This is a genomic window from Geobacillus sp. WSUCF-018B (assembly GCF_002809985.1).
Lineage (GTDB): Bacteria > Bacillota > Bacilli > Bacillales > Anoxybacillaceae > Geobacillus > Geobacillus thermophilus.
This window is the reverse complement of record NZ_PIJF01000014.1, coordinates 1-18,461: the sequence shown is the minus strand read 5'-3', so window position 1 is coordinate 18,461 and position 18,461 is coordinate 1. Positions and strand designations below refer to the sequence as shown.

The 18,461-nt window shown below is 53.8% G+C and carries 19 protein-coding genes, 2 pseudogenes and 1 riboswitch; of the genes and pseudogenes, 17 read left to right on the top strand and 4 right to left on the bottom strand.

The window, feature by feature from the left end:
• Window positions 1-225: 225 nt before the first annotated feature.
• The 12 genes from CV944_RS06175 (at window position 226) to CV944_RS06120 (ending at window position 9,654) form a co-directional block, all read left to right on the top strand.
• Window positions 226-1,410: an LL-diaminopimelate aminotransferase gene (locus tag CV944_RS06175; protein ID WP_047818420.1), complete on the top strand. Its 1,185-nt coding sequence runs from the start codon at window positions 226-228 to the stop codon at window positions 1,408-1,410.
• A 21-nt stretch (window positions 1,411-1,431) separates the two neighbouring features.
• The gene (locus CV944_RS06170) at window positions 1,432-2,016 is read left to right on the top strand and encodes a YpjP family protein (RefSeq protein WP_171698259.1); all 585 of its coding nucleotides are present in this window, start codon (window positions 1,432-1,434) and stop codon (window positions 2,014-2,016) included.
• A 91-nt stretch (window positions 2,017-2,107) separates the two neighbouring features.
• Window positions 2,108-2,812: an anthrax toxin lethal factor-related metalloendopeptidase gene (locus CV944_RS06165; RefSeq protein WP_033010009.1), complete on the top strand. Its 705-nt coding sequence runs from the start codon at window positions 2,108-2,110 to the stop codon at window positions 2,810-2,812.
• A 74-nt stretch (window positions 2,813-2,886) separates the two neighbouring features.
• A complete protein-coding gene (thyA, locus tag CV944_RS06160; protein ID WP_033014075.1) occupies window positions 2,887-3,681 on the top strand; it encodes a thymidylate synthase in 795 nt (264 codons plus the stop codon).
• 13 nt (window positions 3,682-3,694) lie between these two features.
• Entirely contained in the window at window positions 3,695-4,195 is a 501-nt protein-coding gene (locus CV944_RS06155; RefSeq protein ID WP_033010007.1) for a dihydrofolate reductase, read from the top strand.
• A gap of 90 nt (window positions 4,196-4,285) precedes the next feature.
• Window positions 4,286-4,729, top strand: a complete 444-nt coding sequence (locus CV944_RS06150; RefSeq protein WP_063211610.1) for a YndM family protein — start codon at window positions 4,286-4,288, stop codon at window positions 4,727-4,729.
• 262 nt (window positions 4,730-4,991) lie between these two features.
• The gene (gene ilvA / locus CV944_RS06145) at window positions 4,992-6,263 is read left to right on the top strand and encodes a threonine ammonia-lyase IlvA (RefSeq protein WP_033010004.1); all 1,272 of its coding nucleotides are present in this window, start codon (window positions 4,992-4,994) and stop codon (window positions 6,261-6,263) included.
• A gap of 96 nt (window positions 6,264-6,359) precedes the next feature.
• Window positions 6,360-6,611 carry a YpmP family protein gene (locus CV944_RS06140; RefSeq protein ID WP_033010003.1) on the top strand — a complete coding sequence of 84 codons (252 nt, stop codon included), beginning with the start codon at window positions 6,360-6,362 and terminating at the stop codon, window positions 6,609-6,611.
• A gap of 105 nt (window positions 6,612-6,716) precedes the next feature.
• The gene (locus tag CV944_RS06135) at window positions 6,717-7,589 is read left to right on the top strand and encodes a DegV family protein (protein WP_100659230.1); all 873 of its coding nucleotides are present in this window, start codon (window positions 6,717-6,719) and stop codon (window positions 7,587-7,589) included.
• 36 nt (window positions 7,590-7,625) lie between these two features.
• Entirely contained in the window at window positions 7,626-8,198 is a 573-nt protein-coding gene (locus CV944_RS06130) for an SCO family protein (protein ID WP_061580917.1), read from the top strand.
• A gap of 69 nt (window positions 8,199-8,267) precedes the next feature.
• Entirely contained in the window at window positions 8,268-9,041 is a 774-nt protein-coding gene (locus CV944_RS06125) for an SGNH/GDSL hydrolase family protein (protein ID WP_033009999.1), read from the top strand.
• Between the two features lie 37 nt (window positions 9,042-9,078).
• A complete protein-coding gene (locus CV944_RS06120; protein ID WP_033009998.1) occupies window positions 9,079-9,654 on the top strand; it encodes a YpmS family protein in 576 nt (191 codons plus the stop codon).
• Window positions 9,655-9,781: 127 nt separating this feature from the next.
• Here CV944_RS06120 and CV944_RS06115 read toward each other — a convergent pair whose 3' ends face one another.
• Both CV944_RS06115 and plsY read right to left on the bottom strand, forming a co-directional pair.
• Entirely contained in the window at window positions 9,782-11,146 is a 1,365-nt protein-coding gene (locus CV944_RS06115; RefSeq protein WP_044742850.1) for an RsmF rRNA methyltransferase first C-terminal domain-containing protein, read from the bottom strand.
• 29 nt (window positions 11,147-11,175) lie between these two features.
• Entirely contained in the window at window positions 11,176-11,769 is a 594-nt protein-coding gene (gene plsY, locus CV944_RS06110) for a glycerol-3-phosphate 1-O-acyltransferase PlsY (RefSeq protein ID WP_094238708.1), read from the bottom strand.
• A 195-nt stretch (window positions 11,770-11,964) separates the two neighbouring features.
• On the opposite strand from plsY, the gene CV944_RS06105 reads away from it, so the two are divergent.
• Window positions 11,965-12,390 (top strand): OsmC family protein, encoded by a 426-nt coding sequence (locus tag CV944_RS06105; RefSeq protein ID WP_033009997.1) that lies wholly within the window; start codon window positions 11,965-11,967, stop codon window positions 12,388-12,390.
• A 300-nt stretch (window positions 12,391-12,690) separates the two neighbouring features.
• The gene (locus CV944_RS06100; RefSeq protein ID WP_100659231.1) at window positions 12,691-14,313 is read left to right on the top strand and encodes a bifunctional metallophosphatase/5'-nucleotidase; all 1,623 of its coding nucleotides are present in this window, start codon (window positions 12,691-12,693) and stop codon (window positions 14,311-14,313) included.
• Window positions 14,314-14,482: 169 nt separating this feature from the next.
• Here CV944_RS06100 and pepT read toward each other — a convergent pair whose 3' ends face one another.
• Window positions 14,483-15,718, bottom strand: coding sequence for a peptidase T (gene pepT, locus CV944_RS06095; RefSeq protein ID WP_100659232.1), 1,236 nt, complete (start codon window positions 15,716-15,718; stop codon window positions 14,483-14,485).
• A 195-nt stretch (window positions 15,719-15,913) separates the two neighbouring features.
• Between pepT and CV944_RS06090 the strand changes: the two are divergent.
• Window positions 15,914-16,153, top strand: a pseudogene (locus tag CV944_RS06090) (threonine synthase); the annotation flags it as partial.
• 82 nt (window positions 16,154-16,235) lie between these two features.
• A riboswitch (FMN riboswitch) is annotated at window positions 16,236-16,368 on the top strand.
• A gap of 156 nt (window positions 16,369-16,524) precedes the next feature.
• A complete protein-coding gene (locus CV944_RS06085; RefSeq protein WP_095859372.1) occupies window positions 16,525-17,109 on the top strand; it encodes an ECF transporter S component in 585 nt (194 codons plus the stop codon).
• A gap of 42 nt (window positions 17,110-17,151) precedes the next feature.
• On the opposite strand, the gene CV944_RS06080 is transcribed toward CV944_RS06085, so the two are convergent.
• Window positions 17,152-17,766: a sulfite oxidase-like oxidoreductase gene (locus CV944_RS06080; protein WP_033014096.1), complete on the bottom strand. Its 615-nt coding sequence runs from the start codon at window positions 17,764-17,766 to the stop codon at window positions 17,152-17,154.
• Between the two features lie 309 nt (window positions 17,767-18,075).
• On the opposite strand from CV944_RS06080, the pseudogene CV944_RS06075 reads away from it, so the two are divergent.
• Window positions 18,076-18,366, top strand: a pseudogene (locus CV944_RS06075) (5-oxoproline transporter, DUF969 family subunit); the annotation flags it as partial.
• Window positions 18,367-18,461: the final 95 nt, after the last annotated feature.

Here is an 18,461-nt window from a genome sequence, read left to right as displayed (position 1 = left end):
TCCGTTTTCGCTGCCGCCGTCAGGCATTGGCGATGCAGCTGTAAATGAAATACAACAACGTAATGAGGCTGGCCGCAAAAAAGATGGTTGTCATCGCTGTTTTCCCGCCTTTCTGTCTATGTTTTCCCCTTGAACATATGATACACTATTCATGTAATCATAGTATATACCAACAAAAGTGAAAAGGAAAAGCGGTTTTTGTTTTGGCAAGGGAGAGGAAAGACGATGAAAAGGGCGAAACGAATGAACGCATTTTCTGCATCGATTTTTGCCGAATTGGCGGCGTATCGACAACAGCGGCGCCATCTTCATGACGAGTGGATCGATTTAAGCGTCGGCAGCCCGGATTTGCCCCCGGCGCCGTTTGTGCGTGAGGCGATCGCCCGCTACGCCAACGAGCCGAATGCGTACGGCTACACATTAAGGGGCATTCGCGAGTTTCATGAAGCGGTCGCCGACTATTATCGCACGGCGCATGGCGTCGTGCTCGATCCGGAGACGGAAGTAACGTACGTCATCGGATCACAGGACGGGCTCGTGCATTTGCCGATGGTGTTCGCCGACCCGGGGGATGTCATTTTATTGCCGGATCCCGGGTATCCGGCGTATGCGGCGGGGGTGGCAATGGCGGAAGCGGAGCCGTATTTTCTGCCGCTGAGGGAGGAAAACCGCTTTTTGCCGGATTTGCGTGCGATCCCGGAGGACATTGCCAAACGGGCGACAATCATGTTTATCAACTTCCCTGGAAATCCAGTTCCAGCTATAGCGACAGAATCGTTTTATCGCGAAGTGGTCGAGTTTGCGAAGCGGTACGATATTCTCGTTGTGTCCGATTTTGCTTACGGCGAGCTGTATTATGACGGAAACAAACCGGTGAGTTTTCTTTCTGTTCCAGGCGCAAAGGACGTTGGCGTGGAGATCAATTCGTTGTCCAAAAGCTACAACATGGCCGGCTGCCGGGTCGGCTATTTGTGCGGAAATGCTGAGGTGATTCGCACGTTCGCCGAGTTTAAGTCGAATTTGGATTATGGCGTCTTTTGGCCGATTCAAAAAGCGGCGGCCGAAGTGCTGCGTCATGGGGCCGACTTTTGCGCCGAAAGCCGCGCGATATATCAATCGCGCCGCGATGCGCTCGTTGACGGGTTGGCCGACATCGGCTGGGCGGTTGACCGTCCGCAAGCCGGTATGTTCGTGTGGGCGAAAATTCCGGACGGCTTTACATCGCTTTCGTTTGCGAAGGCGCTCATCGACCAAGCGGGCGTCGTCGTCACGCCCGGGCACGCGTTTGGGCCAAGCGGCGAGGGCTATGTGCGCATCGCCCTCGTCCAGCCGGAGGCGGTGTTGCGCCGGGCGGTCGCCAAATTAAAAGCGACCGGCTTGTTTGCGTCTTTAGCCGCTGATCGGCGGTAGTGGGAGGTGAAGGCGATGAAGCTGCCGTCTTGGCTTCGAAAAACGCTTGTTGCCGCCATTACCGTCTGCACGTTTGGACTCGTCACACCGCCCGCTTCGCTGCTCGCGGCCAAAGAGCCGCCGTCAGATGACGCCCCGTCTCCCGATTGGAAGCATTCCCAAGCAGACCATGCGGCGGAAGCTGTTTCTGTTTCGTTAACTCGTGAACAGTTTATCGAAGAGACGATGGAAAAGGCAGTGGCGCAGTCGTACGAAAAGTTCGGCCGCAAAATCGCCCCGGTTATTGAAGATGAATTTCGCACCGTCATCTTGCCGCGCATCGAAGAGGTGATTGCCGGGCTGGCTGAACGCTGTCCGGAAGAAGAGCTCCGTTATTTGGCCGTATCGGAAAATCCGTCCGGCGGGCAAGGGGAACGCATTTTCCATTTGTATCGCATGGACACAGGAGAAGATCTCGTCCGCTTTCACGTCCGCCGCGAACACCCGCCGCAGGACGGGTACTGGTTTCAATTTCACTATCATACTTGCGATGATGGCTTTCAAGCTCACTATGAACTCGGGAAAATCTACTGGTCCAAAAATACGCCGCCGAATTGGCGCACATAAACCGCTTGCGGTTCTTTCCTGATTTTGCGCGTTTTTCCCTGCTTCGTTCTATGATATCATTTTCATAGAATAAAAGAAGCGGGGGAACACCATGAAACGATTGTGGACTAGTTTGTTGGCAGCGCTGTTCGCGATTCCGCTTCTATCGCTTTCGCCGTACCCGGCCGCCCACGGCGTGCTGCTTCAAGAAAGCGGCCTTGATCTTCGGGACATTCCGTCCCGTGACGTGCTCGGCCGCATTGTGATCGTGCCCGAGACAGCGTTTCCCGCTGCGGAGGCGAACAAGACCATTCAGACGCTTGCCCGCATGGATCGCAGCATTTTAGAGCAGGCGGCTGCTCATCATATTTACATTCAGCTGTTGACAGGCCCTATTACGAATGAACCGACAGCTCGCCACTTGCGTGGGAAAACCCCGCGCGGCTATGCGCCGGGATCCAAAACATGGGATGACGTGCCGGGCATCGGCGGGTCGCATTTGGTGCTCGTCCGTCTCGGCCATAGCGAAAAAGGGAAAGGACACGGCTCGGTCAATTTGGAGCTGCATGAGTTTGCTCATTCGCTCGATTACATCGTATTTGACCGCATTCATGAAACGGACGAATTTCAAGCGATTTGGCGGGAGGAGGCGCCGCGGCTTTTTCCTGGCGAATCTTATTTTTTGACCTATCCAGAAGAGTATTTTGCCGAGTCGTTTGCCTATTATTACGCAAGTGAAGAGACGCGGCACACGCTGCGGGCGGCAGCGCCGAACACATACGCATTCATCCGTGGATTGGCGGAGCGGGCCTCGTAAAAGGCTCGTTTTTTTATGGACAAATGGTTCACCATGTGTTGCTTTATGGTATGATAGAGCGTGAGGTGAGGACATTGCGGCAATATTTACAGCTTTTGGAGGATATTTTGGAAAACGGCGTCGAAAAAGAAGACCGAACGGGCGTCGGCACGCTGTCGGTGTTCGGCCGCCAGCTCCGCTTCAACTTACAAGATGGATTTCCGCTCGTGACAACGAAAAAATTGCATATCCGCTCCATCATTTATGAACTGCTTTGGTTTTTAAAAGGCGATACGAACGTCCGCTATTTGCAGGAGAATGGCGTGACGATTTGGGACGAGTGGGCGGACGAAAACGGCGATCTCGGCCCGATTTACGGCGCGCAATGGCGCTCGTGGAAGGGAGCAGACGGGAAAACCATCGACCAGATCGCATGGGTTGTCGAAGAGATCAAACGAAATCCGCATTCACGCCGGCTGCTGGTGAGCGCTTGGAATGTAGCGGAATTGGACGAGATGAAGCTGCCGCCGTGCCATTACGCCTTCCAGTTTTACGTCGCCAACGGCCGGTTGTCATGCATGTGGCAGCAGCGCTCCGTTGATACGTTTTTAGGGTTGCCGTTTAACATCGCGAGCTACGCGTTGTTGACGCATATGATCGCCCAGCAGTGCGACCTCGATGTCGGCGAACTCATTTTCACCGGCGGCGACGTCCATTTGTACAAAAATCATCTGGAACAAGCGAAACTGCAGCTGACGCGCGAGCCGCGCCCGCTGCCGAAGCTCGTGATCAAACGGAAGCCGCCGTCTATCTTTGACTATGAATACGACGACTTTGAAATCGTCGGCTACGATCCGCATCCGGCGATTAAAGCGCCGGTGGCGGTGTGAAGGGGAGAGCGCGATGATGTCGCACATTGTGGCGATGGATGAAAACCGGGTGATCGGCAAAGACAACGGTTTGCCTTGGCATTTGCCGGCTGATTTGGCGTATTTCAAACGGGTGACGATGGGGCATGCCATCGTGATGGGGCGAAAAACGTTTGAGGCGATCGGCCGGCCGCTTCCCGGCCGGGAAAACATCGTCGTCACGCGCAACCGTTCGTTTCGCCCGGAAGGCTGCCTTGTGCTTCACTCGCTCGACGAGGTGAAACAGTGGGCCGCCGGCCGCAACGATGAAGAGGTGTTTATCATCGGAGGAGCGGAACTGTTTCAGGCGACGATGCCGCTTGCCGACCGACTGTATGTGACGAAAATTTTCGCCTCGTTCCCTGGCGATACGTTTTATCCGCCGATTTCCGAGCAAGAGTGGGAGATCGTTTCATATACGCAAGGAACGATCGATGAAAAAAACCGATACGATCACGCCTTTCTCATTTATGAGCGAAAAACAGGGCGCGCTTAGCTTTTGGCTGGGCGCGTCTTTTTGCATAGAAGCGGGGCGAACAAGGAACGATAACAAGTAAGACCCAACAATGGAAATGGAGGAAGACAAATGAAGCATATCGTTCCTTTTATCGTCAAGCTCGCCGCTTGGAGCGTCGTCTTATTTTCCATGTTTACGATCTTCAACGCCCCGCTTTCGTTGATTTCGCTCATGACGGTCATCACGGCGCTCGTGTCTTACGTCATCGGCGATGTGTTCATCTTGCCGCGCGTCGGCCATTTTGTTGCTGCCGCACTTGACGTGCCGCTTTCCTTTTTGTTGATTTGGCCGTCCAGCTTTGCCCTCATTGCCCCGTCCGTCAACATGGCATACGGCGCATTTTTCAGCGCCTTGGCGATCGGGGCGGTTGAAGCGTTTTTCCACTTGTATATGGAAAGCCATGTTCTCGAAGAGGCAAGGAGGGAAGAAGAGCACCGCTGGTATGATGAAGGAAGATGGGCAACGGAATTTGCCGAGGAAGAAGAGTTTAAAAAAGAGGACGACCGGACATAGCGCCGGTCGTTTTTTCGGTCCGCTTGCGCATGAACGAGCCGTTCGCTGTGCCTGTATTGGCCGAGTGGAAGAGGTTTCTAGAAGCTCATCCGATGACGTCAAGCTAGGACCGCGGAAGCGTCCGGTAAAGCGGGATTATCGCGATGATCGCGAGCCAGCCCCTCTTCACTCAAAAACTTTTCGAAAATTCCCTTTTCTTTTTACGAATTTGTGATATAATCTACAAATCAAAGACAACTTAGAAAAGAAAGGGAACGAGAACATGGAACAACAGCTGAAACGAAAGCAAGGGGCAGTATACGTCGAGGACATTTTGATCGCGTATCATACGTTGAAGGATGTTGTGTTCCATACGCCGCTGCAAAAAAATCCGCTGTTATCCGAGCGCTACGAATGCAATGTCTACTTAAAGCGCGAGGATTTGCAAGTCGTGCGTTCGTTTAAGCTGCGCGGGGCGTACAACAGGATGAAGCATTTAACGGATGAGGAGCGGAGAAACGGGGTGGTATGCGCCAGCGCCGGCAACCATGCCCAAGGGGTGGCCTATTCATGCCGAGCGCTTGGCGTGCATGGGAAAATTTATATGCCGGCGACGACGCCGCGGCAAAAAGTGTCGCAAGTGCAGCTGTTTGGCAAAGACATGGTTGAGATCGTGCTTGTCGGCGACACGTTTGACGATTCCTACAACGAAGCGGTGAAGTGCGCCGAGGCGGAAGGGCGGACGTTCATCCATCCGTTTGATGACGAATACGTCATCGCCGGACAGGGGACGATTGGCGTCGAGGTGCTCAACGACTGCGATGAGCCGATTGACTTTTTGTTTGCCAGCATCGGGGGCGGTGGATTGATGGCTGGGCTGGGGACGTATGTGAAAAGCATTTCCCCGTCCACTAAAGTGATTGGCGTCGAACCGGCCGGCGCCCCATCGATGAAAACGGCGCTCGAGCATGGACGTGTCGTCACGCTTGAGGAGATTGACAAGTTCGTGGACGGCGCCGCCGTCAAAACGGTCGGGGAAAAAACGTTTGCCTTATGCCGCGGGGTGCTTGATGACATCGTCGTCGTTCCAGAAGGGAAAGTGTGCACGACGATTTTGGAGCTGTACAACGAAAACGCCATCGTCGCCGAGCCGGCTGGGGCGCTGCCGATCGCCGCGCTCGAGTTTTACAAGGAACATATCCGCGGCAAGACGGTCGTTTGCGTGGTGAGCGGCGGCAACAACGACATCGACCGGATGCAGGAAATTAAAGAGCGCTCGATGATTTACGAAGGGCTGCAGCACTATTTCATCGTCAACTTCCCGCAGCGGGCCGGGGCGCTGCGCGAGTTTTTGGATGAAGTGCTTGGGCCGACGGATGACATCACCCGGTTTGAATACACGAAGAAAAACAACAAAGAAAGCGGACCGGCGCTTGTGGGCATCGAGCTGAAACGGCGCGAAGACTACGCACCGCTCATCGAGCGGATGAAGAAAAAAGGTTTCCCGTTCCAAGAGGTCAACAAAGACCCGAACTTGTTCCATCTATTGATTTGACGAAAAAAGTCGGAACAAATTCGCCGCATTCCGACATACTTTTTCACCGGATTGGTGTATAATAAAAGTAAATCGGTGAAAAAGAGGATTGATATTTTGCTATTCAAAAGCCTCGAGTTTCAAAACGCGTATGGGCAGAAGGTCAAGATTATCGAAATCCCAGTATTGGAGGAAGAGAACACATACCGATTCATGATCCAACTGCGCTTGGAGGCGTTTATTGCAAAGGTGTACCGATCGAGAACGAGCCGTTCTGTGTATTCGTTCCGCGAACATTTGAAGAAAGTGCTGAAATGGCCTGTATATGAACAGATCTTTAAAGAAACGGCGTTAAAGCATAATGCATGACTGTTGTTGTTTTGCCCTTGGCGGCAAAACAACTTTTTTTTGGTGGGATTTTCGCCGGTTTCATTATATAATGGAAACGAGATCATCAGTATTAGGAGTGAACGAATGAAATCAATCAAAATTGTAACCGACTCAACGGTCGATGTGCCGGCGGCGGTGCTTGCCGAGCACGGCGTTGAAGTCGTTCCGCTTCATTTGACAGTGGATGGGGAGGCGTTTATCGACCGGGTGACGATCACACCAGGGCAGTTTATGGCGAAGATGAAGGCAGCGCGTGAACTGCCGAAAAGCTCGCAACCGTCGGTCGGTGAGTTTCTAGCTGTCTATGACCGGCTCGGGGCGGACGGAAGCGAGATCATATCGATCCATATGGCCGGCGAGCTGAGCGGCACGGTCCGTTCGGCTGAGCATGCGGCGGCCCTGACCAAAGCGAACGTGACGGTCGTCGATTCCCAATTCATTTCGTATGCGCTTGGATTCCAAGTGCTTGAAGCCGCCCGCTTGGCGAAGGCGGGTCGAAGCGTTGACGAGATCATCCGGCGCTTAGACGACGTGCGCCGTCGTACGCGGCTGTATGTGGTGCTCGATACGCTCGATCATTTAGCGAAAGGCGGCCGCATCGGCCGCGGCAAAGCGCTCGTCGGCTCGTTGCTGCGCATCAAGCCGATCGCTGCGCTTGTTGACGGGCTGTATACACCGGTGTCGAACGTGCGCAGCTTTTCGCAAGCCATCGCCGATTTAGCGGGCCGGTTGGTTGAGGAGAAGGCGGAAGCGCCGGTGCGCGCGGTCGCCATTGCCCATGCCGATGCCGGGCGCTGGGCGGAGCGGCTGAGAGAAGCAGTCGCTGAGGCGATCGGTTCTGTGCCGGTTGACATTGTTGAAACGACGCCGGTTATTTCGATTCATACCGGACCCGGCGCGCTTGCGCTGATGTATTATACGGAAGAAGGGGAGCACAAGGGGTCGGGCGCAGTTTGAAACAAAGCGATACAGGATGAAAGGGACGAGCAGTGGATGTGGAAACGAATCATGATGATGGCAGCCGTTTGTTTGCTTGCCGCGTGCGGAAAAACAATTCCGGATGCCAAAAACTGGCCGGTCGCTGACTTTACGTTTGTCGATCAGACCGGCAAGCCGTTTGGACTTCGCGATCTGAAAGGAAAAGTGTGGGTCGCCGATTTTATTTTTACCAATTGCGAAACGGTGTGTCCGCCGATGACCGCCCACATGGCCAAACTGAAAGAGAAGGCGGAAGAAAAGGGGCTCGATGTTGAATTTGTTTCGTTCAGTGTCGACCCGGAAGTTGACACGCCGGAAAAACTGGCGGCTTATGCGAAACAATTTACAAATGACCTAGCAAACTGGCATTTCCTGACCGGGTACCGCCCAACCGAGATCAGCGAGCTGGCGCAAAAAAGCTTTAAAACGATGGTGCAAAAGCCGGCTGGCGATGACCAAGTCATCCACGGCACAAGCTTTTATTTAGTCGGGCCGGACGGAAAAGTGGTTCAGACGTACAGCGGTGTGCAAGATGTGCCGTACGATACGATTTTAGAGCATATTGAAATTTTGCAGTCGTCGCGATAAGGCAAAAACGGACGCCGTTTTGCCTTCTTTTCGTCTTTCCCCTGTTGCGGCAAAAGGCAGGTGTCACACATGATGCGATGGGGATGGCTCATCATGGTGGGGGTGTTGCTTGCCGGGTGCACGGTGCTCCCGGCCGGCGGGAAGCCGGACCGCCCGCATGAAACCGCCGTCAGCCAGCCGGAAGCGAAGCCGTTGCCGAAAGACATTCACCTCGTCGCGTTAGGCGATTCATTGACCGAAGGAGTCGGAGACGGTGAAAGGAAAGGCGGCTATGTCGGCCGCCTTGTCCCGCTTTTGGCGGCGGAGGATGGGGTGCGGACGGTGACCGTCACGAATGCCGGAAAGCGCGGCCGGCGCATCACCGAACTTGAACCGGTTATTCGCGCCCATCAGGCGGAGCTTGAGCGGGCTCATATCGTCATGATCACGATCGGCGGCAATGACGTGATGAATGTCGTCCGCGCTCATTTTTTTGACTTATCGTACGAGCGGTTTGCGAACGAGAGCCAACGATTTGCCGAGCGGCTCGATCATTTGTTGATGTTGTTGCGCACGATCAACCCGGATGCGGTCGTTGTCCTGATCGGCTTGTACAATCCGTTTTCCGCCACGTTGCCGAACATCCCGGAAATCGATGATGTCATCGCCGAATGGAACCGCACAAGCCAAGCAGTGGTTTCCCGCTATCCGCGCACGATCTTTGTGGATATTCAAGACATGTTTGCCAACCGCGATGATTTGCTTCACCGCGATGAATTTCACCCGAACGCCGAGGGATATGCGCAAATGGCAGTGCGGGTGTATGAGTCGCTCGATGCGCGAAAAGAGTGGTGGGCGAACTGATGGAAACGAAATGAAGCAGCATAAGGAGTATGTTGGAATGAATTGGAAACGATCGTTTTTCGTTTTGGCGGCTGTGAATGCTGTTGTGCTCATTCTTGCCGCTGTTTGGCTGCTGCAGCCGTCTCCGCCGGTGAAACGGCCGGAGCGCCCGGATGTGGAAGGGGCTTCGTTTACGGTGTACTCCAAAAAAGCGCACTTGAACGCTGTCATTAACGATTATTTGGCGGAAAAAACGAAAGACCATCCGCTTCGCTATGACGTTTGGCTCGCCGACCGCGTTTACGTCTCGAGTGAAATTCCGATCTTTGGGCGCAACGTCGAGCTCGTCGTCTCGTTTGTGCCGAAAGTCGTGAAAGGCGGGAACGTCGAACTTGTCGAACCGGTCATTTCGCTCGGCGACTGGAAGCTGCCGGTGACGTACGTGCTTCGCTACTTGCAAAAGCATGCGCCGCTGCCGGATGAAGTCATCATCGATCCGGGACGGGCCCGCATTTATGTGGCGCTCCATGAGATTCGTTTTGGCAACGGGTATCAAGTAGCGGCGAAAAAAATCGATTTGGCGGCCGATGAAATCGTATTTACCTTAACGATCCCGACAAACCGTCCGCGGTAAAAACGTTGACGTCAACGTTTCCGTGCAACATCGTGAATCTTGTCGGCGTCTATTTGGAAGAAAAAAGGTGTCTCAAAGGCAATGAGACACCTTTTTTTGGCCGTTCCAGCCTCGTGCGGCCCCGCCGTTAGATCAGGCGCAGCCCTTTCGGATAAAAGTTTTTCACCGTCCCTTTGACTTCTTTTCCCCAGCCGAATGGAAACCCGTCGACCGTCACAAGCAGCCAGCCGCGGTCGCCGCCGGTGGACAGCGTTTCGCCGCGCCAATACTGAAGGCATTCCCGGCTGTCGCTTGATAAGTCGAGCACGTGCTTCGCTTCGTCCGCTCGCAGCGCCAAGGCGAGGGCATGGTTCGGCTCAAACCGCTCCTTTTTGGCCTCGCCAAGATGAAGGCCAGCGCGCACCACTTTCAAGCCGGACAAATCCGGGCATCGGTCCGGGAGCATGGCCAAATGGCTGCCAAACGAGAGGATTGTTCCGTGCTGCACGGTTTGCAACGATTGCTGTTCAAATTGGCGGTACAATCGGACGGCCGCTTTTGGCGCGTTCGCTTTCGCCCACCGCCCGCTCCAAGGCGGAGTCGGCCGCTGTTTTTGCAGCTTGGCGACAAAATGTCCTTCCCCTTTGAGGCGATGCGGCCAAAGGCGGGCGGCGTGGACGAGATCGGATCGATTGGTTTTCGTCCATTCCGGCCGTCCCGGCTCGATGCCGCCGATTTTCGCAATCGGCAGCAACCGCAAATCATCGTACGTCTCGAGCAGCCATTCCATCGTTTGCTCGTTTTCCTCCGGAGAGAACGTGCATGTTGAATAGACAAGAATGCCGCCTTCTTTCAGCATCGCATAGGCGCTTTCTAAAATGCGCCGCTGTCTGGCCGCGCATTCTTCCACATAGGCCGGGCTCCAAAACGAGGCGGCCTCTTCTTCTTTCCGGAACATGCCCTCCCCCGAGCACGGAGCGTCCACTAAAATTTTGTCAAAAAAGCCCGGAAACCGCTCGGCAAGCGTTTCGGGAGCTTCATTGACGACGATGGTGTTCGTCAAGCCGAACCGTTCGACGTTCTCTGCAAGCGCTTTGACCCGTTTCGGGTGGATTTCGTTGGCGACAAGCAGCCCTCTGTTTTTCATCATCGCGCCAAGCTGGGTCGTTTTCCCGCCAGGGGCGGCGCACAAGTCAAGCACCGTATCCCCCGGCTCAGGCTGCAGCGCCTCGGCGGCCGCCATCGCGCTCGGTTCTTGAATGTAATACAGGCCGGCCGCATGGTACGGATGCTTTCCCGGCTGTTCGTCCGGTTCATAATAAAACCCGGTCGGGCAAAACGGCACCGGGGAAAGGGAAAAGGGCGCCGTTTTGACCCATGCGCCCGGGTCGGTTTTCAACGGATTGACGCGCAAGCCGTTGATTTTTTCGTTTTCATACACAGCGAAAAACTCGTCTGCTTCTTCATCAAGCAGCTTCTTCATTTTCGCGACAAATGCTTCCGGCAATCTCAACGCAGCAAATCTCCTTTCTCCGTCCGTTGTCATGAGCGTTTGCCTGGCCATTTCACTTTTGGCTCCGTTTTGTTCAAGATGCGCTTGATGTTGGCGCGATGACGATAAAAGATAAACGAAGCCAGCAACAACACTGCCACCGTCAATGGAATGTCGTCCGTGAAAAAGACGGTGTACACGACCGCGTACAGCGCCGCGGCCATCGATGACAGCGAGACGTAGCGTGAAACAGCCAAGACGACAAGAAACACGGCGATGAGCGACAAAAAGAACAACGGCGAATAAAACAGCATCACCCCGCCCGATGTCGCCACCGCCTTGCCGCCGCGGAACTTGGCGAACACCGGATACATATGGCCGACGACTGCCACCGCTCCGGCCAAAAGCGGATGCACGGGGACGGAAAAAAACATCGGCAAGCTCGCCGCCAGCGTTCCTTTCAACATATCCCCGACAATGACGATCGTGCCCGCTTTCGCCCCAAGCACGCGGAACGTGTTCGTTCCCCCGAGATTGCCGCTTCCATGTTCGCGGATGTCGATCCCGTAGCCGATTTTCCCGACAAGAAGGCCAAACGGAATCGAGCCGAGAAGATAAGCAAGAAGCAAAATGAGTGCGGTCATCGAATCAAACACCCTTTACTCAACAAGTTTGTGCATGTTTCTATTTTATCATGCGCCGGTTAAAACGGTAGACTGGAAATGAAGAAAAGCGGTTGTTTTGCATTTCCACATGATAACCGGTAAACTGAAAAGCAGGCAGGGACGGACGAGTTCATTCGTCCCGCAGCAAACGCAGAGAAGAGAGGAGCGGCTGTGATGAAAACGACCGTCACGTGGAACGGAAACATGTCATTCAGCGGCCAAAGCGCTTCCGGCGTCACCATTCCGATCGACGCCGCGAAAGACGTCGGCGGCAACGATTCCGGCGCCCGGCCGATGGAGCTGTTGCTTCACGCCTTGGCCGGCTGCACCGGCATTGACATCGTTTTGATCTTGCGGAAAATGCGGCTTGACGTCCGCGCGTTTTCGATGGAAGTCGAAGGAACGCGCGCCGATGACCACCCGAAGCGGTTTACCGACATTCATATTCATTATGCGCTCGAAGGCGATTTGCCGGAAGACAAAGTCGCCCGCGCCATTCGGTTGTCAAAAGAAAAATATTGTTCCGTTTCCCATTCGTTAAATGCCGCCATTACAGCGAGCTATTCGATCAACGGCGTGCGCGGGAAGGAGACGATCTAACCAAAGAAAAGAACGTGGCGTTCATGTTTGTTTCGCGTGGCATAGCACGGAATGGCAAAACGATGAAAAAGGTGTTCCGATCGTTGGCGGAACACCTTTTCACCGAGCTAACAGGGAAAGGCTGTCCGAAGAGATGTGTTTGACTCTATCGAGCGGTCTTTTTGTTTCTGTTGTTCTCAACAGTCAGTTGTGAATTTACAAAATATTTACAGAAAAATCATCCTTTCTGCTCTATGATTGTATGGACTCGCAAGGATATAATGGGAGTGAACGAGAAGGCGAGAGAAAGGGGAACCGGGAATGAAGAATTCCAAACGATGGGGAAGACGGGTGCTATCCGCATTGGCCGCTGCAGCGGTGCTGGCCGCCACTCCAGTCGGGGCGGCAGGGAACGGGAAAAGCATGGGGAAGCCGCCTGCTTCCTCGCACCGTTATATTGAGGTGCAGCTGTTAGGCATGAACGATTTCCACGGCCAACTCAATGTGACAAGAAAAGTCGGCGGGCGGGAAGTCGGACGGGCTGATTATTTGGCTGCCTATTTGAAACAGCGGGAGGCGGAAAACAAAAACACGCTGCTCGTCCATGCCGGCGATGCGGTTGGCGCCAGCCCCCCGGTATCAGCGCTGCTGCAAGATGAACCGACGATCGAAGTGCTCAATAAGCTCGGCTTTGACGTCGGCACCCTTGGCAACCATGAGTTTGATGAAGGAGTAGCGGAAATGCTCCGCCTGATCCATGGCGGCTACCACCCGGCGACCGGTGACTTTGCCGGAGCGGATTTTCCGTACGTGAGCGCCAACGTCGTTGATGCGCAAACGGGAAAGCCGATTCTCCCGCCATATGTGATTAAGCGGGTCAACGGCATACCGATCGGATTGATCGGCGTCACGCTCACGGAAACACCAACGATTGTGACGCCAAGCGGCGTCGCGGGAGTCAAGTTCATCGATGAGGCAACAGCGATTAACAAAGCGGTCCGGGAACTGAAGAAAAAAGGGGTGCAAACGATCGTCGTTCTCGCCCATAACCCCGGCGTATCCAATCCGGATGGGACAAACGCCAGCGGGGAAATTGTCGATATCGCCAAAAATATCGATGATGAAGTCGATGTGATTTTCGCCGGTCATAACCATGCCTATTTAAATGCGGTTGTGGACGGCAAGCTGCTCGTTCAGTCGTATTCGTACGGCACGGCGTTTTCTGATGTCGATTTGAAAATCGACCCGCGCACGAAAGACGTCGTCGCCAAAAAAGCAGAGATCGTGACGACCTATCATGACGGCATCACTCCGGACCCGGAAATTCGGACGCTCATTGAAAAATATGAAGCGAAAGTGGCGCCGCTTGTCAATCAAGTCGTCGGCACGGCAGCTGAAATGATCACCGATGAACAAAATGAAAGCGGCGAGTCCGCCTTGGGCGATTTGATCGCCGATGCCCAGCGGGCGGCGATGAAAACCGATTTCGCCTTTATGAACCCGGGCGGCATTCGCGCTGATATTGAACAAGGCGAAGTAACGTGGGGCGAGCTGTACAACGTTCAGCCGTTCAACAACCAGCTTGTGAAAATGACGCTCACCGGCGCGCAAATCCGCCAGCTTTTGAACCAACAATGGCAGCAAGGGCAAACGCGCATGCTGCAAATTTCCGGCCTCCGCTATACATGGAGCGCTAGCAGACCAGCTGGGGACAAGGTTGTTGACATTCAGCTTCCAGATGGCACCCCGCTTCATCCAGACGCTGAATATACAGTAACGGTCAACAGCTTCCTCGCCGACGGCGGTGATGGGTTCACAGTGTTGACGCAAGGGCAACACCGCGAGGTCGGTCCGGTCGATTTGGATGCCCTTGTCTCGTATATTCGCGGTCTTGAGCAGCCGTTCTCGGCACGAATTGAGGGGCGGATCAACCGTCTTCCGTAACAGGTGTTGACCGAGGAAAAAGGATGGAAGGGCGAACGGTCGCTTATCTAATGAAAAAGGTGTCCCCAAAAAACTCGGGACACCTTTTCTTTACTCCTAACGGGCGGGCTTGCAGCCGCTTGTGCTTGGACGATCGAAAAAAGATCGTTCAAGAAAGGTTTTCCGTAGATCAAGATGCTTTTTGCTCGAACAGCTTGATGATCTCCACGATCACTTCGGCCGATTTCACCATTGTATCGGCGGAAATGTATTCGTAGCGGCCGTGGAAGTTTTCGCCGCCGGCAAAAAGGTTCGGCGTCGGCAGCCCCATGTAGGAGAGCTGCGACCCGTCCGTGCCGCCGCGGATCGGTTTCACTTTCGGTTCAATGCCCAAGTTCGTCATCGCTTCGTGGGCGATGTCCACAATGAGGCGCACCGGCTCGATTTTTTCGCGCATGTTGTAATATTGGTCGTTGATTTCGAGCGTGATTCGGTCGTTTCCATATTTTTGTGCAAGCGAAGCGGCGATCTCGTTCATTTTCGCTTTGCGAGCCTCGAACTGTTCACGGTCGAAGTCGCGGATAATGTAGTGAAGTTTCGTCTCCTCTACACTCCCTTGGAATGAAAGCAAATGGTAAAACCCTTCGTATCCTTCGGTATGTTCCGGCGCCTCATCGGCTGGCAGTTGCTGTTGGAACTCCATGGCGATTTTGATTGAGTTGATCATTTTTCCTTTTGCCGTGCCTGGGTGGACGTTTTTTCCTTTGATCGTGATTTTCGCTTCGGCAGCGTTAAAGCTTTCATACTCCAATTCGCCAAGCGGCCCGCCGTCGACCGTGTAGGCAAATTGGGCGCCGAATTTGGCAACGTCAAATTTGTGCGGTCCGCGGCCGATTTCCTCATCCGGGGTAAAGGCGACGCGCACTTTGCCGTGCTTGATCTCCGGGTGTTGGATGAGATAGTTCATCGCGGTCATAATTTCGGCGATTCCGGCTTTATCATCGGCGCCAAGCAGCGTCGTCCCATCGGTTGTAATCAGTGTATGCCCTTTGTAGCCGGCGAGCTCCGGGAAATCGTTTGGCGACAAGATGATGCCTTGTTCTTTGTTCAACACGATGTCGCCGCCGTCGTACTGTTCGATGATTTGCGGGTTGACGTTGGCTCCCGTAAACTCCGGAGCGGTGTCCATATGAGCCAAAAAGCCGATCACGGGCACGTTTTTGTCCGTATTGGCCGGCAGCGTCGCCATGACGTAGCCGTTTTCGTCGACTGTGACGTCTTCCATGCCGATCGACTTCAGCTCTTCGACGAGCATTCTCGCCAGCTCCCATTGCCCTTGAGTCGACGGGCATGTGCTGCTTTCTGGATCGGACTGGGTATTCACTTTGGCGTAGCGGATGAAGCGTTCGATCAATTCTTGTTTCATTTGTTCATCTCCTTTTTATGTATGAGTGTTGGGTGAATGCGCGAATCGCTTCTCCAATGCAGCGGAGCGGTTCCGTGTTTATTTTATCATATGCGATCTCCAACAAGGAAAGAGGGAGCGCCATGCGGCGCACGAGTTTTCCGCGGCCGGCGAGGCGGTTGGGATTTCGAAAGCGAAGGAATTGGGCGTCAAACCATTGGCGATGAGGCGATTTTGGCCGAGAAGCGGACGGTGGCGGAGCTCGAAGGGGCGTTCGTTTGCCCGGAAGGAGCGGCGGCGTTTGCGGCGGTCCGAAAATTGCGCGAGAGCGGCTGGATTCGCGACGGGGAGACGGTCGTCGTGCTCAACACGGGGACGGGATTGAAATACGCCGATTTGGTTCAAGTCGCCCCACCGGTGCTTGAACCGGGAGATTCGCTTTCGATGCGGGAATAATCAAGCTGTGAGCAAAAAACATAGACAAATTGAAAACAGTATTGTATGCTAAACTCATCAGAATAATTAAAAATGAAAAACGATTCATCTTCGGGGCAGGGTGAAATTCCCGACCGGCGGTGATGAGGCGCTTCGCCTCTCAGCCCGCGAGCCGCAAGGCAGGATCCGGTGCAAGTCCGGAGCCGACAGTATAGTCTGGATGGGAGAAGATGAAGGTTTGCCGGCGTTCGTTTTGGCGCATGCGAACGTCTAGTTGCGCACACCCTTTTTCTCCCTTAAGCCTTGTTCGGTTTAAGGGAGTTTTTGTTGGCGCTCGCAGCGGCAGCCTTCTTCTTGTGAGGATGAATCACGAGAAGGGGAGGAGAACAAGCATGAAACGCATTTCCATCCGCGCCTTTGTCAGCATCGGAGTGTTGGGCGCCATGGCGCATGTGCTGATGATGCTCAACTTTCCGCTGCCGCCGTTTCCGAACTTTTTGCTTGTTGACTTCAGCGACATCCCGGCGCTCATCGCCGCCTTGTTGTACGGCCCGCTCGCCGGTGTGGCGGTCGAACTATTGAAAAACGTGCTGAACTACGTGTTCGTCGGCAGCGCGACCGGCGTTCCGGTCGGCCAGATCGCCAACTTCACTGCCGGGGTGGCGTTCCTTTTGCCGGTTTCCTATATTTATCGGAAAGCCGCATCGAAAAAAGGCTTGCTGCTGGGGCTGGCGGCGGGAACAGTGACGATGGCGCTCGTCATGAGCGTGCTCAACTACTACGTCTTTTTGCCGGCGTATACGCTTTTCCTCGGCGCTCCGCAGATGAGCGCACCGGAAGCGAAGGCGTTGGTGGTATCGGCGATTTTGCCGTTTAACGCCGTCAAAGGAGCGATGGCGGCCATCGTATTTCAGCTTCTCTTTTGGCGTCTTCGTGCTTGGCTTGACAAACAGGCGGCATCTCGCCAAGCCGCTTGAGGAACAAAAAGCGAGGGTTTTTCCCTCGCTTTTTTGCGTTTGTCAAAAGCGAATCCGCGGCACCCACTCGGCAAACCGTTCTTCTTTAAACGGATTGGCGGTCATCGAATAGCCGCGCTCCTCCCAATAGCCCGGCTCATCTTCTTTCATAAAGCGGATGCCGGACGCCCATTTCGCCCCTTTCCATAAATAAAATGTCGCCGGCGGGATGAACCGGAGCGGATAGCCGTGCTTCGGCGAGATGTCCTGCCAGTCGTGATGCTTGTCTTTCCATCGATAAACAAACAAGGCATCGTCGCCCATCAGCGCGTCAAGCGGCAAGTTTGCCGAATAGCCGAACCGGTCGCCGTTTAAGTAGCCGTAAATTTTTACATATTTCACGTCGGGATCGAGATCGACGAAGCGCAAAAACTCGCGGAAAGCGATGCCTTCAAACGTCGTATCAAATTTCGACCACGTCGTCACGCAGTGCATATCCACGGTCGAAATCGTCTTCGGCAGCCGCATCACTTCCTGATACGACAGCGTCACTTCCTCTTTCACATTGCCGAACAATCGGAAATTCCACGCCGCTTCATCGAATTCGTACACATCACCTTCATGCAAAATCGGCCATTTTTCCGTTTCGAATTGGCCGGGAGGAAGTTGTTTGGTCATGGGGAGGCACTCCTTTTTCTGCTAAATTTCTCTTAATTATTCATGATACAAAATAGGGGAAGGGGATGCAATAAAAAGGGGCTCGGTTCAGTTGCTGCGGCGGCATTGTTGAGAGAGGACAAATTCCCCCAAATATTGATTGATTTTCGATTTTTCTTAATTATATAATGAAAATGATGAAATTGGAATAATTGTTCCGAAATACGGAACAACCGAAAGAAAGGGGGAAGAAAAAGCTAGTGAAGAAATAAGGAAGCGAGATGAATGAACCACAATGTCAATACGATGTTTGGAGAGGAGAAGAGAAATATGGTGCTCATTGGCGTGTTGATCGTCATCATCGGCTTCATTGTTCGCATTAATCCGCTTCTTGTCGTGACAGCGGCTGGATTGGCGACAGGACTGCTCGCTCATCAATCGCTGTATGACATTATTGAACAGTTTGGAACGGCGTTTACGACCAACCGGTATATGGCGGTGTTTATTGCTACATTACCCGTCATCGGCCTTTTGGAACGCTTTGGGCTGCGGGAACAGGCGGAGAGTGTCGTGGCGAAAATCAAGGCGGCGACAACAGGGAGAATCTTGATGGTCTATTTAACATAAATCAGCCAGAAGTCCCCCACCTCTACAGGTGGGGGATGAATGGCGTTCGGTTTTTCTGTTTTTCTCTTTCTTCTTTGGATGGCAATAGA

What these genes read in the sequence shown, in the direction of transcription:
- CV944_RS06130 (WP_061580917.1), top strand. Translation starts at nt 7,626, where the DNA reads ATGTGGAAACGAATCATGATGATGGCAGCCGTTTGTTTGCTTGCCGCG.
- ilvA (WP_033010004.1), top strand. Translation starts at nt 4,992, where the DNA reads ATGGAACAACAGCTGAAACGAAAGCAAGGGGCAGTATACGTCGAGGAC.
- CV944_RS06125 (WP_033009999.1), top strand. Translation starts at nt 8,268, where the DNA reads ATGATGCGATGGGGATGGCTCATCATGGTGGGGGTGTTGCTTGCCGGG.
- CV944_RS06155 (WP_033010007.1), top strand. Translation starts at nt 3,695, where the DNA reads ATGATGTCGCACATTGTGGCGATGGATGAAAACCGGGTGATCGGCAAA.
- pepT (WP_100659232.1), bottom strand. Translation starts at nt 15,718, where the DNA reads ATGAAACAAGAATTGATCGAACGCTTCATCCGCTACGCCAAAGTGAAT.
- CV944_RS06150 (WP_063211610.1), top strand. Translation starts at nt 4,286, where the DNA reads ATGAAGCATATCGTTCCTTTTATCGTCAAGCTCGCCGCTTGGAGCGTC.
- plsY (WP_094238708.1), bottom strand. Translation starts at nt 11,769, where the DNA reads ATGACCGCACTCATTTTGCTTCTTGCTTATCTTCTCGGCTCGATTCCG.
- CV944_RS06105 (WP_033009997.1), top strand. Translation starts at nt 11,965, where the DNA reads ATGAAAACGACCGTCACGTGGAACGGAAACATGTCATTCAGCGGCCAA.
- CV944_RS06135 (WP_100659230.1), top strand. Translation starts at nt 6,717, where the DNA reads ATGAAATCAATCAAAATTGTAACCGACTCAACGGTCGATGTGCCGGCG.
- CV944_RS06085 (WP_095859372.1), top strand. Translation starts at nt 16,525, where the DNA reads ATGAAACGCATTTCCATCCGCGCCTTTGTCAGCATCGGAGTGTTGGGC.
- CV944_RS06165 (WP_033010009.1), top strand. Translation starts at nt 2,108, where the DNA reads ATGAAACGATTGTGGACTAGTTTGTTGGCAGCGCTGTTCGCGATTCCG.
- CV944_RS06175 (WP_047818420.1), top strand. Translation starts at nt 226, where the DNA reads ATGAAAAGGGCGAAACGAATGAACGCATTTTCTGCATCGATTTTTGCC.
- CV944_RS06120 (WP_033009998.1), top strand. Translation starts at nt 9,079, where the DNA reads ATGAATTGGAAACGATCGTTTTTCGTTTTGGCGGCTGTGAATGCTGTT.
- CV944_RS06100 (WP_100659231.1), top strand. Translation starts at nt 12,691, where the DNA reads ATGAAGAATTCCAAACGATGGGGAAGACGGGTGCTATCCGCATTGGCC.
- CV944_RS06080 (WP_033014096.1), bottom strand. Translation starts at nt 17,766, where the DNA reads ATGACCAAACAACTTCCTCCCGGCCAATTCGAAACGGAAAAATGGCCG.